The organism is Streptomyces sp. NBC_01197 (assembly GCF_036010505.1).
Lineage (GTDB): Bacteria > Actinomycetota > Actinomycetes > Streptomycetales > Streptomycetaceae > Streptomyces.
Window position 1 is genome coordinate 4,064,845 of the sequence record NZ_CP108569.1, and the last position, 12,289, is coordinate 4,077,133.

Annotated in this window: 16 protein-coding genes; 11 read left to right on the top strand and 5 right to left on the bottom strand. The window is 70.2% G+C overall.

Translation table 11 applies throughout. From position 1 onward, the window contains the following. Nucleotides 1-37: 37 nt before the first annotated feature. The 3 genes from OG452_RS18555 to OG452_RS18565 all read right to left on the bottom strand — a co-directional run bounded on the left by OG452_RS18555 (nt 38) and on the right by OG452_RS18565 (nt 3,109). Nucleotides 38-1,114, bottom strand: coding sequence for a S1C family serine protease (locus tag OG452_RS18555; RefSeq protein WP_327296685.1), 1,077 nt, complete (start codon nt 1,112-1,114; stop codon nt 38-40). A 144-nt stretch (nt 1,115-1,258) separates the two neighbouring features. After that, a complete protein-coding gene (locus tag OG452_RS18560) occupies nt 1,259-2,281 on the bottom strand; it encodes a LacI family DNA-binding transcriptional regulator (protein WP_327296686.1) in 1,023 nt (340 codons plus the stop codon). A 36-nt stretch (nt 2,282-2,317) separates the two neighbouring features. After that, nucleotides 2,318-3,109: a response regulator transcription factor gene (locus tag OG452_RS18565; protein ID WP_327296687.1), complete on the bottom strand. Its 792-nt coding sequence runs from the start codon at nt 3,107-3,109 to the stop codon at nt 2,318-2,320. 259 nt (nt 3,110-3,368) lie between these two features. Between OG452_RS18565 and OG452_RS18570 the strand changes: the two genes are divergently transcribed. The 8 genes from OG452_RS18570 to OG452_RS18600 all read left to right on the top strand — a co-directional run bounded on the left by OG452_RS18570 (nt 3,369) and on the right by OG452_RS18600 (nt 8,942). Continuing rightward, a complete protein-coding gene (locus OG452_RS18570; RefSeq protein WP_327296688.1) occupies nt 3,369-4,202 on the top strand; it encodes an alpha/beta hydrolase in 834 nt (277 codons plus the stop codon). Between the two features lie 175 nt (nt 4,203-4,377). Continuing rightward, the gene (locus OG452_RS18575; protein ID WP_327296689.1) at nt 4,378-4,632 is read left to right on the top strand and encodes a MoaD/ThiS family protein; all 255 of its coding nucleotides are present in this window, start codon (nt 4,378-4,380) and stop codon (nt 4,630-4,632) included. A 9-nt stretch (nt 4,633-4,641) separates the two neighbouring features. Then, nucleotides 4,642-6,039 carry a hypothetical protein gene (locus OG452_RS18580; protein ID WP_327296690.1) on the top strand — a complete coding sequence of 466 codons (1,398 nt, stop codon included), beginning with the start codon at nt 4,642-4,644 and terminating at the stop codon, nt 6,037-6,039. 73 nt (nt 6,040-6,112) lie between these two features. Then, the gene (locus tag OG452_RS18585; RefSeq protein ID WP_327296691.1) at nt 6,113-6,805 is read left to right on the top strand and encodes an LmeA family phospholipid-binding protein; all 693 of its coding nucleotides are present in this window, start codon (nt 6,113-6,115) and stop codon (nt 6,803-6,805) included. A gap of 198 nt (nt 6,806-7,003) precedes the next feature. Further along, nucleotides 7,004-7,084 (top strand): Ms5788A family Cys-rich leader peptide, encoded by an 81-nt coding sequence (locus OG452_RS35455; protein WP_442810158.1) that lies wholly within the window; start codon nt 7,004-7,006, stop codon nt 7,082-7,084. Between the two features lie 185 nt (nt 7,085-7,269). After that, nucleotides 7,270-8,109 carry a sulfurtransferase gene (locus tag OG452_RS18590; protein WP_327296692.1) on the top strand — a complete coding sequence of 280 codons (840 nt, stop codon included), beginning with the start codon at nt 7,270-7,272 and terminating at the stop codon, nt 8,107-8,109. A 42-nt stretch (nt 8,110-8,151) separates the two neighbouring features. After that, nucleotides 8,152-8,439: a DUF1416 domain-containing protein gene (locus tag OG452_RS18595; RefSeq protein ID WP_164259678.1), complete on the top strand. Its 288-nt coding sequence runs from the start codon at nt 8,152-8,154 to the stop codon at nt 8,437-8,439. A gap of 149 nt (nt 8,440-8,588) precedes the next feature. Then, nucleotides 8,589-8,942 (top strand): DUF3099 domain-containing protein, encoded by a 354-nt coding sequence (locus OG452_RS18600; protein WP_327296693.1) that lies wholly within the window; start codon nt 8,589-8,591, stop codon nt 8,940-8,942. A 23-nt stretch (nt 8,943-8,965) separates the two neighbouring features. Here the strand turns inward: OG452_RS18600 and OG452_RS18605 are convergent, their stop codons facing one another. Then, nucleotides 8,966-9,331: a DsrE family protein gene (locus tag OG452_RS18605; RefSeq protein ID WP_327296694.1), complete on the bottom strand. Its 366-nt coding sequence runs from the start codon at nt 9,329-9,331 to the stop codon at nt 8,966-8,968. Between the two features lie 377 nt (nt 9,332-9,708). Here OG452_RS18605 and OG452_RS18610 point away from each other — a divergent pair, with 377 nt between their 5' ends. The 3 genes from OG452_RS18610 (at nt 9,709) to ygfZ (ending at nt 11,815) form a co-directional block, all read left to right on the top strand. Continuing rightward, nucleotides 9,709-10,272, top strand: coding sequence for an FABP family protein (locus tag OG452_RS18610; protein ID WP_327296695.1), 564 nt, complete (start codon nt 9,709-9,711; stop codon nt 10,270-10,272). 49 nt (nt 10,273-10,321) lie between these two features. Then, nucleotides 10,322-10,771: a Fur family transcriptional regulator gene (locus OG452_RS18615; RefSeq protein ID WP_327296696.1), complete on the top strand. Its 450-nt coding sequence runs from the start codon at nt 10,322-10,324 to the stop codon at nt 10,769-10,771. A gap of 78 nt (nt 10,772-10,849) precedes the next feature. Beyond that, entirely contained in the window at nt 10,850-11,815 is a 966-nt protein-coding gene (gene ygfZ, locus OG452_RS18620) for a CAF17-like 4Fe-4S cluster assembly/insertion protein YgfZ (RefSeq protein WP_327296697.1), read from the top strand. A 36-nt stretch (nt 11,816-11,851) separates the two neighbouring features. Here ygfZ and dtd read toward each other — a convergent pair whose 3' ends face one another. Beyond that, entirely contained in the window at nt 11,852-12,277 is a 426-nt protein-coding gene (dtd, locus tag OG452_RS18625) for a D-aminoacyl-tRNA deacylase (RefSeq protein WP_327296698.1), read from the bottom strand. Between the last annotated feature and the right edge of the window lie 12 nt (nt 12,278-12,289).

The following is a 12,289-nucleotide window of genomic DNA, read 5'->3' on the forward strand; positions in this document are numbered from 1 at the left end:
GGCCGGTCGCGCCAGACAATGTCCGGCCGGCCATTGCCTAGTTGCTGTTGCTGCCGCCCGCGCGCAGGTGGGCGAGGTCGGCCTTGACCGTGTTGATGGGGATGGCGAAGCCGAGGCCCACGCTCCCGGCGTCGCTCGAACTGTCGCTGCTCTGCGAACTGGCCGAGTACATCGCGGAGTTGATGCCGATGATCTCGCCGTTCATGTTGATCAGCGCACCGCCGGAGTTGCCGGGGTTGAGTGAGGCGTCGGTCTGGAGCGCCTTGTACGTGGTGGTGGAGTTGCCGGTGTCGCCGTTGAACTGCCGTCCGCCGAACTGGAACGGCCAGTTCCCGTCGCCGCCGCCCTGCCCCTGGCCGTACTGCCCCTGTCCCTGACCCTGGTCCTGGCTCTGCCCCTGGCCGCCCTCCTTGGCGACGGTGACATCGCGGTTCAGCGCCGAGATGATGCCGCTGGTGACGGTGCCGGTCAGGCCCTCGGGGGAGCCGATCGCCACGACCTGGTCGCCGACGGCGACGTCGGACGAGTCACCGAGCGAGGCGGGCTTGAGGCCGGACGCGCCCTGCACCTTGATCAGTGCCAGGTCCTTGTCGGGGTCGGTGCCGACCACCTTCGCCGTGTACGTCTTGCCGTCGCTCAGGGAGACCTTGACCGAGCCGGCACCGGAGATGACGTGGTTGTTCGTGACGATCTCACCGGCGGCGGTGACGATCACGCCTGCCCCGGTGGACTGACCCGCCGTGGAGGTCGCCTTGACCTCGACGATGCTCGGCGAGACGGCCTGGGCGACACCGGAGACCGTGCCCTTGCTCGACTGCGAGACGGTGGTGCCGCTGACGGTGCCCGCGGGATTGCCGCCGTTGGCGCTGTTGTTCATCAGGGACTCGGCGAGCGCCGCCGAACCGCCGCCCACGACCGCGGCGATGATGGCGACAGCGGCGAGGAGTGCGACCGGCCGCTTGGCGCGCCTGGATGTGACATGGTCCGCCGGGGCGGCCGGAGCCGGCGGCGGCCAGGCCGCTGACGGCTGGTGTGCGGGCGGCGGCGGGTAGGACCGGGCCGTGTACGCATCGTCCTGCTGCGGGTTGGGGTACTGCTCCGGGTTCTCGGTCATGTCTCATAGCCTTGCCACCGACCATGAGAGTTTCCTGAGTGCCCGCTGAGAAGCCCGACAGAACCCCGTATGCCCGATATAAAGGCCCGACAGGCCCGCACCCGGGCGGTGTTGGGCGTCAGGGCCAGGGACCAGGGCCGGGTGTCAGCCGCAGCCGCAGGAACGCCGTACGACGAGCGCCGAAGGGAACTGCTTCAGCCGCTCCCGCCGCGACCCCGCGACCCGCAGCGCGTCGTCCAGTACGAGATCGACGGCCGAGCGCGCCATCGCCGGCCGGTCCGAGTACACGGTCGTGAGCGGCGGGTCCGTGAGCGCCGCCTCCTTGACGTCGTCGAAACCGGCCACCGCCAGCTCGGTGGGCACGTCGATCCGCAGCTCACGGGCGGCCCGCAGGACACCGATGGCCTGGTCGTCGGTGGAACAGAAGATCGCCGGGGGCCGGTCCGGGCCCGCCAGCAGCTTCAGCGCCACCTGGTACGCGTCGTAACGGTTGTACGGAGCCTGGAAGAGCCGGCCCTCGATGGAGTGGCCCGACTCCTGCATGGCGCGCCGCCAGCCCTCGACGTGGTCGGCCACCGGGTCGCCGACAGCGGGCGTCGACTCGACGCCGCCGAGGCAGGCCACGTACGCGTAGCCGTGCTCCAGGAGGTGTCGGGTGGCGAGCTGGGCGCCGCCGATGTCGTCCGTCACGACGGCGACGTCGTCGATGGCCTCGGGCCGCTCGTGCAGCAGCACCACGCGGGCGTCCCACGCCTCTATCTCGGCGGCGGCGAGCTCGCTCATGCCCTGGCTGACCAGGATCAGACCGGAGACCCGCATACCGAGGAAGGCCCGCAGATAGTGGACCTCGCGCTCGTCGATGTAGTCCGAGTTGCCGACGAGCACCATTTTTCCGCGCTCGGCGGCGGCCTGTTCGACCGCGTGCGCCATCTCCGCGAAGAAGGGCTGCCGGGCGTCCGGCACGATCATCCCTATGAGATCGGTGCGCCGTGAGGCCATGGCCTGCGCCACCCGGTCCGGCCGGTACCCCAGCTCTTTGATCGCGTTGACTACCCGCTCGCGCGTGGCCGGGGCAACCGGCCTCGGTCCGTTGTTGATGACATAGCTGACGACAGCGGTCGAAGTCCCCGCCAGTCGCGCCACATCGTCCCGCGTCACCTTGGCCACGCGCGGCAGTCTACGCGGATGGACCTGCCGTTGGACCTACCGTTTTACGGGCCGGACCGCGGGCTCCCGGGCGGCCGCCTTGTCCTCCGTCCGGGGGAGCGCCCCGGAGGTCCGTTCGGCGGCCTTGGCCTGGGCTTCTTCGGCCGCGCGCTCCACCTTCTCGGGGGTGACGAAGCGGTAGCCGACGTTACGGACGGTGCCGATCAGCGACTCGTGCTCGGGGCCGAGCTTGGCGCGCAGCCGCCGTACGTGGACGTCGACCGTGCGCGTACCGCCGAAGTAGTCGTAGCCCCACACCTCCTGGAGCAGCTGTGCACGGGTGAAGACCCGGCCCGGGTGCTGGGCGAGGTACTTGATCAGCTCGAACTCCTTGAAGGTCAGGTCCAGGACCCGGCCCTTGAGCTTCGCGCTGTACGTCGTCTCGTCGACCGAGAGGTCGCCGATCCGGATCTCGGTCGGGGAGTCGTCCGATGTGATCTGCTGGCGTCCGGTCGCGAGCCGCAGCCGCGCCTCGACCTCGGCCGGGCCCGCGGTGTCGAGCAGTACGTCGTCCACGCCCCAGTCGGCCGTGACGGCCGCGAGGCCGCCCTCGGTGACGACGAGGATCAGCGGACAGCCGGGCCCCGTGGAGCGGAGAAGCTGACAGAGACTGCGGACCTGGGGAAGGTCGCGGCGCCCGTCCACGAGAATCACATCGGCACCCGGGGTGTCGATGAGAGCCGGGCCTTCGGCGGGAGCGACCCGCACGCTGTGCAGCAGAAGTCCGAGGGCGGGTAGCACCTCCGTCGACGGCTGGAGGGCGTTGGTCAGGAGCAGCAGAGAACTCATCGCGCTCCACCTGCCGTGGTCGTCATGCGGTTGTGCATATATCGCTCGCCCATTACGTCGGTTCCTCCTCGGTCCCTGCGATGGGGGCCCCTCCCACGCCGTTCAGGCAGTGGGGCGTATGTGGCACTGCTTTTTTTCTCGCATACCCCGCGCCCGGGGCCTGCTGCGCGTCCGGCGGGTTTCGTATACAACCCACCGAAAGCACAAAAGGACCTGGGGGCAACTTTGCCCAGGTCCTGATCGCACCAGAATAGCCCACATGAGTTCTGCGTCAGAAGAGCGTTTCCGGAAGGCTTCTGTTCCCTTGGTCACTCCGGGCGACTTGAGGGTGATCCTTCGTACCCGGGACGGGGTGCCGGTCGAGGCGCTGTACGAGCCGGGCGTGGGGGGCCCGGGCGACACGGCGATCGTGGTCGCCCACGGGTTCACGGGGTCGGTCGACCGGCCCGCGGTGCGGCGCGCCGCGGGGGTGTTCGCGCAGCGTGCGGCCGTGGTGACCTTCTCGTTCCGGGGGCACGGGCGGTCGGGCGGGCGCTCGACGGTGGGCGACAAGGAGGTGCTCGATCTGGAGGCGGCGGTCGAGTGGGCCCGCAGCCTCGGGCACAGCCGGGTGGTGACGGTCGGCTTCTCGATGGGCGGCTCGGTGGTGCTGAGGCATGCGGCGCTGTACGGGGAGGGGGGCGAGGGTGCTGGGGCTGGATCAGCCGGGTCCGTGCAGGCGGTGGCCGCGGTGAGTGCTCCCGCGCGGTGGTACTACCGGGGGACGGCGCCGATGCGGAGGCTGCACTGGGTGGTCACGCGACCGCTGGGGCGGCTGGTGGGGCGGTTCGGGCTGCGGACCCGGATCCACACGGAGGACTGGGATCCGGTCCCGCTGTCACCGGTGGAGGCGGTGCCGATGATCGCGCCCGCGCCGCTGCTGATCGTGCACGGGGACCGGGACCCCTACTTCCCGCTGGACCATCCGCGGATGCTGGCCGCGGCGGCCGGGGCAGGGGCCGTGGAGCTCTGGGTGGAGCCGGGGATGGGCCATGCGGAGAACGCGGCCGGGGACGAGCTGCTGGGGCGGGTGGGGGAGTGGTTGATGCGGTAGGGGGTGTGGGTCGCCTGCGGCGGGCTTCCGGGGGCGCTGCCCGGGCAGGGGGCGGAGGGCCGTCGAGTCGAGCAGGAAGCCGGAGCCCCAGCGCTGTGGTGACGGGCTGGGGCGCGGTCGCCTCTCCGTACCCGGCATCATGGACCCGCGCGACGTAAACCACTGAGGAGTACCCATGCCCGCGGGAACCATCCGCTACTGGGCCGCCGCCAAGGCCGCCGCAGGCACAGCCGAGGAGCCGTACAGCGGCGCCACCCTGGCCGAAGCGCTCGACGCGGCGCGCGAGCGGCACCCCGGTGAGCTGGCGCAGGTGCTGCGGCGATGCTCGTTCCTCGTCGACGGCGATCCCGTGGGGACCCGAGACCATGAGACGGTACGGCTTGCCGAGGGCGGCACGGTCGAGGTGCTCCCGCCGTTCGCAGGAGGGTGACCCCCCACAATGAGTGATCAGCGATATCCGTACGGGCAGCAGCAGCCGCAGCCGCCGCAGCAGCAGCCCGACCCGCGGTTCTACCAGGATCCGCATGGGTACCAGGACGCGAACGGGTACCAGGATCCGCACCCGGATGTTCAGTTCGACCAGACCTGGGACGGGCAGACCTGGGACTCCTACATCCAGCCACCGCCGGCCCCGTACCAGCAGGAGGCTGCGCAGAACCCGTACGCCCAGCAGCAGGCGCCGTACCAGCAGGGCCCGCAGGACTCTTACGCTCAGCAGGCTCCGTACCAGCAGAGCCAGCCGTATCAGCAGCACCAGGCGCCTCGGCAGAACCAAGCGCCTCAGCAGCCCCACGGGGCCCAGCAGTCCTACGGGGCCCAGCAGAACCAGGCACACCAGCAGCCCCACGGCTCCCCGCAGCCCGACGGGCCCCAGCAGCACGACGCGCAGCAGCAGCCGCAGCCCCAGCAGCCGTACACCGCCCCCGAATCCACCTACTTCCCGCCGCAGTCGCTCCCCCTTCCGCCGGAGACGCCCGCCCCCGCCCCCGCGCCCTACGCCGTGCGGCCCGTGTCCGCCGCGGCCGGTGCGCCCGCCGACGGCCCCGCGTACAGCGCCCCCAGCACCGTCGGACAGCCGCGGGTCACCGACGCGCAGCGGGCCCGCGCGGAGGGGCGGTCGCCGGTCATCGCCCCGGGGATGCAGCCCGCCGCGCTGACGGCCGGGCTCGGGATCGTGCTCGCCGCAGCCGCGTTCGGCGGTCGGTACGCCGTGGTCGTGCCGCTGCTGGTGCTCCAGGCCGTCACCGCCGCAGGCTGGTTCCGGCTGAACGGCATGTGGCCCGCCCGGCAGGGCATCGCGCTCGCCTTCCTCGGCGGTGTCGTCGCGGACATCGCGCTGCTCGTCGCGGGCGCGGACCACGGGCCCGCCGCGATCATCGGCACGCTCGGTGTCTGGATGCTGCTCACGCTCGTGCTCCAGCTGCGCAGCCACGCACCGGCCGACGAGCGGATGGCCGGGCTGATGGCGACCATCGCCTCCTCCGCGCTCACCATCGTCGCGACGGGAATCCTCGCGGCGTCGACGGACGCGGTGACGGTCGGCTGTACGGCGGTGGCGGTCGCCGCCGTCGTCCGCGCGCTCCCGCTGCCGGGCCCCGCCGGGCTCGTCGCCGCCCTGGTCGCGGCTGCTGCTGCCGGGGCCCTGGCGGGCGGTGCCACCGGTCTCGGGCTCCAGGGCGCTCTGCTCGGGTTCGCGGCCGGCTGCTGCGCCCTGATCGGACTGCGCGTCGCGAGCTACGACTACCCCTCCCGGTTCGTCCACATGACGGCCGGAGTGGCCCTGCCGCTCTCCGCCGCCGCACCGGCGATCTATCTGATCGGCCGGCTGGTGGGCTGATCGCCCCGTTAGGCTCGGGTCCGTGCCACCGGCACGGATCAGGACTCGGGTACGAGCAGAGGGACGACCGGCCATGCGAGCACTGCGGACACTGCTCATCGTCGTCGTGGTGCTGGGCGGGCTCTTCGTCCTCGCCGACCGGATCGCGGTGCATTTCGCGGACAACAAGGCGGCGGACCGAATACGCAGCAGCGAGGGCCTCTCGGCCTCCCCCGACGTCGACATCAAGGGCTTCCCGTTCCTGACCCAGGTCCTCGACAAGAAGCTCGGCCGGGTCGACGTCACGCTCAAGGGCGTCGAGGCGAACGCGTCCGGCCGCCACCTGCGGATCACCGAGGTGCGGGCCGAACTGCACGACGTCACGGTCTCCAGCGACTTCAGCAGCGCGGTGGCCGCGCGCGCCAGCGGCAGCGCGCACATCTCGTACGCGGACCTCACCAAGGCGTCCGACTCCGGCGCCAAGGTCGCGTACGCGGGGAACGGCAAGGTCAAGGTCACCGGCTCGGTCGCCATCCTGGGGCGCACGGTCAGCCGCAGCGTGACGTCGTCGGTGACGATGGTCGGGACGAACCGGATCAAGGTGCACGCGGACACCGTGCCCGGCGAGGGCATCCCCGGCCTGGAGGGCCTGGTCCGGCAGCAGACGGACTTCGAGAGCACGGTCGGCGGGCTGCCCGCCGGGCTGAAACTCAGCGAGCTGCGGGCCACAGCGGAGGGCGTCGACATCGGCGTCACGGGTACGAACGTCGCGCTGGCCGGACAGTAGGAGGGCGGCCGAGAGGCTCCGAGCGACCGGATAGTGAGACGGAGGAGTCCGCTCCGTAGATGGTGGGCAGGTACGGAGCCGTGGGCATCCCCGGCCGTACACGCGTCATCGACCCTTCGTCCCGCATTGTGGACGATCGCGTCTCAGTGTGCGAAACGACGGTGACATCTCCGCCCGTACTTCCCTACGATCGACCCCATGAAGCAGCAGGCGGATCTCACGAAGCGGCGGGCAGTCGACCTGTGCCGCGTCGCCGCCATGCTCTGTCGCGTCTTCTGAGCGGGAGCTCCGCCTCCCGTATCCCCCGGGTCCCCCGACCGTCTGTCGGGGCCACCCCCCGCGGTGCCGGATGCGCTCTCTCCCGGCCTCCGTGGATCCGTACGCCCGTCACCTTCGCCCCATCCCGCCGCACGTCCCCACGCTCCGCAGGAGCAGGGGATTCCCATCCCCGGAGGAGATTCCGCATGAGCCGCAGCGACGTTCTGGTAGACGCAGACTGGGTCGAGGCCCACATCGAGGACCCGCAGGTCGCCATCGTCGAGGTGGACGAGGACACCTCTGCGTACGAGAAGAACCACATCAGGAACGCGATCCGGATCGACTGGACCAAGGACCTCCAGGACCCGGTCCGCCGTGACTTCATCGACCAGGCCGGCTTCGAGAAGCTGCTGTCGGAGAAGGGCATCGGCAACGACACGACCGTCGTGCTGTACGGCGGCAACAACAACTGGTTCGCCTCGTACGCCTTCTGGTACTTCAAGCTCTACGGCCACAGCGACGTCCGGCTGCTCGACGGCGGCCGCAAGAAGTGGGAGCTCGACTCCCGCGACCTGGTCGACGCCGTACCGTCCCGCCCGGCCACCACGTACAAGGCCAAGCCGCAGGACGAGTCGATCCGTGCCTACCGCGATGACGTGGTGGCCGCGATCAACAGCAAGAACCTGGTCGACGTCCGGTCGCCCGACGAGTTCAGCGGCAAGCTGCTCGCCCCGGCGCACCTCCCGCAGGAGCAGTCGCAGCGCCCCGGCCACGTGCCGAGCGCCCGCAACATCCCGTGGTCGAAGAACGCCAACGACGACGGCACCTTCAAGTCGGACGACGAGCTGAAGGCCCTCTACGAGGACGAGCAGGTCGACCTGGCCAAGGACACCATCGCGTACTGCCGCATCGGCGAGCGCTCCGCGCTGACCTGGTTCGTGCTGCACGAGCTGCTCGGTCAGGAGAACGTCAAGAACTACGACGGCTCGTGGACCGAGTACGGCTCGCTGGTCGGCGTGCCGATCGAGCTCGGCGCCAACAAGTAGTACCGACCTTCATCAGCCTCTCAGGACCCTCAGGAGAACAGCATGTGCGGAGCGAAGGCCGGCGGCCCGGACGCCTCGACGATCAAGCCCGGCGAGACCACGATCCAGGGCAGCGTGACCCGTGACGGCGAGCCCGTCACCGGTTATGTGCGCCTGCTGGACTCGACCGGCGAGTTCACCGCCGAGGTCCCCACCTCGGCCACCGGACAGTTCCGTTTCTACGCGGCAGAGGGCACGTGGACGCTGCGCGCCCTCGTCCCGGGCGGCACGGCAGACCGTACGGTCGTCGCGCAGACCGGCGGCCTCGCGGAGATCGCGATCGCTGTCTGACGGGCAGGACCTGATCCGGCCGGAGGGCCGCACCCCAGGGGGTTGGACGCCACTTGGACCGGGTGCGGCCCTTCGCGCCGTCCGGGGCCGGGAAGTCGCCGAGCGCCGCCAGGGGGCGGGGAGTTGCCGGTCGGTCTTACGCTGGATGCATGTACTCGCGACGTCGGCGCGGCTATTTCCTGTTGATGGGCGGCTGTCTGCTGCTCTTCGTATCCGCCTGGGCCTTCGTACGTCTCTGGTCGGTGCCTGCCGCCATCGGTATGTGTTTCGTGGCGATGGTCATCCCACCGGTCGCGGCGATCGTCGGCAACCGGCGCGGTCCCGATGACCGCTGGTGGGACGAGCCGCCACCCGCCAGCGGGTCCACCGACAAGCAATCGGAGAGGCAAACGGGCAAGCGCACCGACAAGCACGCGGACAAGCACACGGACCTGCCGCCTTCGGGGGACCGCATGTCCGACGAGTGGTGGGACGAGCTGGACGGGAAGAAGCGGCGCCGTTAGGCCCTGGCGGACAGCTCGCAGTCTCAGTAGACGAGCGCCTGGACGCCGTCGGCCATCGCTTCCTGTACGAAGAGCTGGGCGCCCGCGATCCGTACGCCCTCCAGCACGTCCTGCTCCGTGATGTCGCGGCGGGCCGCGCACTGCGTGCAGACGGTGATCTGTCCGCCCGACCGGATCGAGTCGATCAGATCCGGCAGCGGCGCCGCGTGCGGCAGCTCGAACTCGGCGGCCCGGCCCGGCAGGGCGAACCACGAAGACTCACCGGTGAGCCAGAGGGAGACCTCCACCCCGCTGGCCACGGCGATGGCCGCCACAGTAAAGGCCTGGGAGCACCGCTCGGGGGCGTCGGATCCCGCAGTCACCTTGATCACTAGCTTCTTCTGCGCCATGGCCGAACTGTAATGGCCGGAGTGTGGGCGCCGGCCGCCGCCGCACCTCGCGGAGCCGCCGCCACACCTCACGGAGAGCCGGGCCCGCACCTCGCAGTGAGGGCCGGGCCCCCACCCATTAGGCTGGGACCCGGCCCTTCCTGCTTTTCACGATCACGCGGCCGCCGTCGTCCGTGCGGTCGCGCATACCGTGCACTCGCTCATACAAGGAGCACCTCGTGCTTGACGCCATTTTCATCGCTCTGCTGATCCTGGTCTGTGTCGGCGTCATCGCCTTCGCCGGTCTTTCGGTGAAGAAGCTCTACCAGGGCCAGCGCTGACCGCTGGCAGCCGGCAGCCGGTAGCCCGAACCCCTCTCACAGATCGTCTGAGCCCTCATGATCGAGATTCCGTCGGACCTCCATCCGACCCTCGTCCCGCTGGTCTTCCTCCTCGGCAACTGGACGGGGGCGGGTGTCGCGGACTTCCCCGGTGAGGAGAAGTGCAACTTCGGCCAGGAAGTCGCCTTCACCCACGACGGCCGCGACTTCCTTGAGTACACCTCGCACACCTGGGTGCTGGACTCCGAGGGCACGAAGGTCAGGCCGCTGGAGTCCGAGTCCGGGTACTGGCGCGTCGACGAGCACCGCAAGGTCGAGGTCGTGATGGTCCGCGACCAGGGCGTCGTCGAGATCTGGTACGGCGAGCTGGCCGACCAGAAGCCACAGATCGACCTGGTGACGGACGCGGTCGCGCGGACAGCGGCGTCCGGCCCGTACAGCGGCGGGAAGCGGCTCTACGGCTATGTGAACAGCGATCTGATGTGGGTGGGCGAGAAGGCCACCCCGGAAGTCGAGCTGCGGCCCTACATGTCCGCGCATCTGAAGAAGTCCGTCGACCCCAGCGAGTGGGCGAAGGATCTGAAGGACCTTCCTGACGACGGAATCGCCTTCTTCAAGTAGGTCGCCGCTTCACGTAGGCCTTGGCGGAGGCCGCTCCTACACTGGAGGCGTGGTGACCACTGACTGGCAGAGCGACCTCCGCAGCCGCGGGTACCGGCTGACCCCGCAGCGACAGCTCGTGCTGGAGGCCGTGGACGCGCTGGAGCACGCGACGCCCGACGACATCCTCACCGAGGTGCGGAAGACGGCGGGCGGCGTGAACATCTCCACGGTCTACCGCACCCTGGAGCTGCTTGAGGAGCTGGGCCTGGTGAGCCACGCCCATCTCGGGCACGGCGCCCCCACGTACCACCTCGCCGACCGGCACCACCACATCCATCTGGTCTGCCGGGACTGCACGGACGTCATCGAGGCCGACATCAGTGTGGCCGCGGACTTCACCGGGCAGCTCCGCGAGGCGTTCGGCTTCGAGACGGACATGAAGCACTTCGCCATCTTCGGGCAGTGCCGGAAGTGCGCGGCCAAGGCCGGCCGGCCCCCGGTTCCCGGCGATTCGTAGTGCCGCGGCAGGCAACGTCTGCCCCGGCTTCCGGCGGCGGTTCGTAGCCGCACGGCGGCGGGTCGTACGCTTGCGGACATGAAGAGCCCGCTGTTGTCACTGCCCGGTGCCGTCCCCGCCGAAGGCCGGGACGAAGGTGTCGCCGCCCACTACGGGGACCTGTTCCGCGAACAGCGTGCGCTGTCGGACGGTACCGGTCTCGTGGACCTCTCCCACCGCGGCGTCATCACGGTCACCGGCCCCGACCGGCTGAGCTGGCTGCATCTGCTGCTCACCCAGCACGTCAGCGAGCTCCCGCGAGGTGTGGCCACCGAGGCGCTGATCCTCTCGGCCAACGGCCACATCGAGCACGCCCTCTACCTCGTGGACGACGGCGAGACGGTGTGGGCGCATGTCGAGCCGGGCACGCAGCAGGAGTTGATCGCGTACCTGGAGAGCATGAAGTTCTACTACCGGGCCGAGATCGCCGACCGCACCGATGACATCGCGGTCGTGCATCTGCCGGCCGGTTCGATCGCCGGAGTGCCGGACGGCGTGGTCGTACGGGAGACGGCGCACGGCCGTGACCTCTTCCTGCCCCGGGAGCAGCTGGAGGCGTACGCGGCCGAGCACGGTCCGGTCGCCGGGCTCCTCGCGTACGAGGCGCTGCGCATCGAGGCGCACCGGCCGCGGGTCGGTCTGGAGACCGACCACCGGACCATCCCGCACGAGCTGGGGCTGATCGGCAGCGCGGTCCACCTGGAGAAGGGCTGCTACCGGGGCCAGGAGACGGTCGCCCGTGTCCACAACCTGGGGAAGCCGCCGCGGCGGCTGGTCTTCCTGCATCTGGACGGCAGCGAGGTGCTGCTGCCGGGGCACGGTACGCCGGTCCGGCTCGCGTCGGACGGCGCCGAGGGCCGCCAGCTGGGCTTCGTCACCTCGTCGGCCCGCCACCACGAACTGGGGCCGATCGCGCTGGCGCTGGTGAAGCGCAATGTGCCGGTGGACGCGGAGCTGCTGGCGGGGGACACCGCGGCCGCCCAGGAAGTGGTCGTGGAGCCGTAGGGGCTGCCCCCAGTCCGGCTCGGATCTCCCGTCGGCTCAGATCTCCAGCAGGACCGTGAACGGGCCGTCGTTCGTCAGCGAGACACGCATACTCGCGCCGAACCGGCCCGTTCCGACCGTCGCGCCGAGGGCGCGCAGCTGAGCCACCACCTCGTCCACGAGCGGCTCGGCCAGCTCGCCGGGAGCGGCCCCGTTCCAGGTGGGCCGGCGGCCCTTCCGCGCGTCTCCGTACAGGGTGAACTGTGAAATCACCAGCAAAGGTGCATTCACGTCCGAACACGACTTTTCACCAGACAGGATCCGGAGCGACCAGACCTTTCGGGCTAGCTGCGCCGCTTTTTCCGTTGTGTCCTCATGAGTGACCCCCACAAGGACGCACAACCCCTCGCCGGTGATCTCACCCACGGTCTCACCAGCCACGACGACGCTCGCGCCGTCCACCCTCTGCACCACTGCACGCATACGGTCCAACCT

Coding starts and splice junctions, on each gene's coding strand:
- OG452_RS35455 (WP_442810158.1), top strand. CDS start 7,004: ATGAAGCAGCAGGCGGATCTCACGAAGCGGCGGGCAGTCGACCTGTGC.
- OG452_RS18610 (WP_327296695.1), top strand. CDS start 9,709: ATGATCGAGATTCCGTCGGACCTCCATCCGACCCTCGTCCCGCTGGTC.
- OG452_RS18555 (WP_327296685.1), bottom strand. CDS start 1,114: ATGACCGAGAACCCGGAGCAGTACCCCAACCCGCAGCAGGACGATGCG.
- ygfZ (WP_327296697.1), top strand. CDS start 10,850: ATGAAGAGCCCGCTGTTGTCACTGCCCGGTGCCGTCCCCGCCGAAGGC.
- OG452_RS18600 (WP_327296693.1), top strand. CDS start 8,589: ATGTACTCGCGACGTCGGCGCGGCTATTTCCTGTTGATGGGCGGCTGT.
- OG452_RS18565 (WP_327296687.1), bottom strand. CDS start 3,109: ATGAGTTCTCTGCTGCTCCTGACCAACGCCCTCCAGCCGTCGACGGAG.
- OG452_RS18590 (WP_327296692.1), top strand. CDS start 7,270: ATGAGCCGCAGCGACGTTCTGGTAGACGCAGACTGGGTCGAGGCCCAC.
- OG452_RS18585 (WP_327296691.1), top strand. CDS start 6,113: ATGCGAGCACTGCGGACACTGCTCATCGTCGTCGTGGTGCTGGGCGGG.
- OG452_RS18570 (WP_327296688.1), top strand. CDS start 3,369: ATGAGTTCTGCGTCAGAAGAGCGTTTCCGGAAGGCTTCTGTTCCCTTG.
- OG452_RS18575 (WP_327296689.1), top strand. CDS start 4,378: ATGCCCGCGGGAACCATCCGCTACTGGGCCGCCGCCAAGGCCGCCGCA.
- OG452_RS18595 (WP_164259678.1), top strand. CDS start 8,152: ATGTGCGGAGCGAAGGCCGGCGGCCCGGACGCCTCGACGATCAAGCCC.
- dtd (WP_327296698.1), bottom strand. CDS start 12,277: ATGCGTGCAGTGGTGCAGAGGGTGGACGGCGCGAGCGTCGTCGTGGCT.
- OG452_RS18605 (WP_327296694.1), bottom strand. CDS start 9,331: ATGGCGCAGAAGAAGCTAGTGATCAAGGTGACTGCGGGATCCGACGCC.
- OG452_RS18580 (WP_327296690.1), top strand. CDS start 4,642: ATGAGTGATCAGCGATATCCGTACGGGCAGCAGCAGCCGCAGCCGCCG.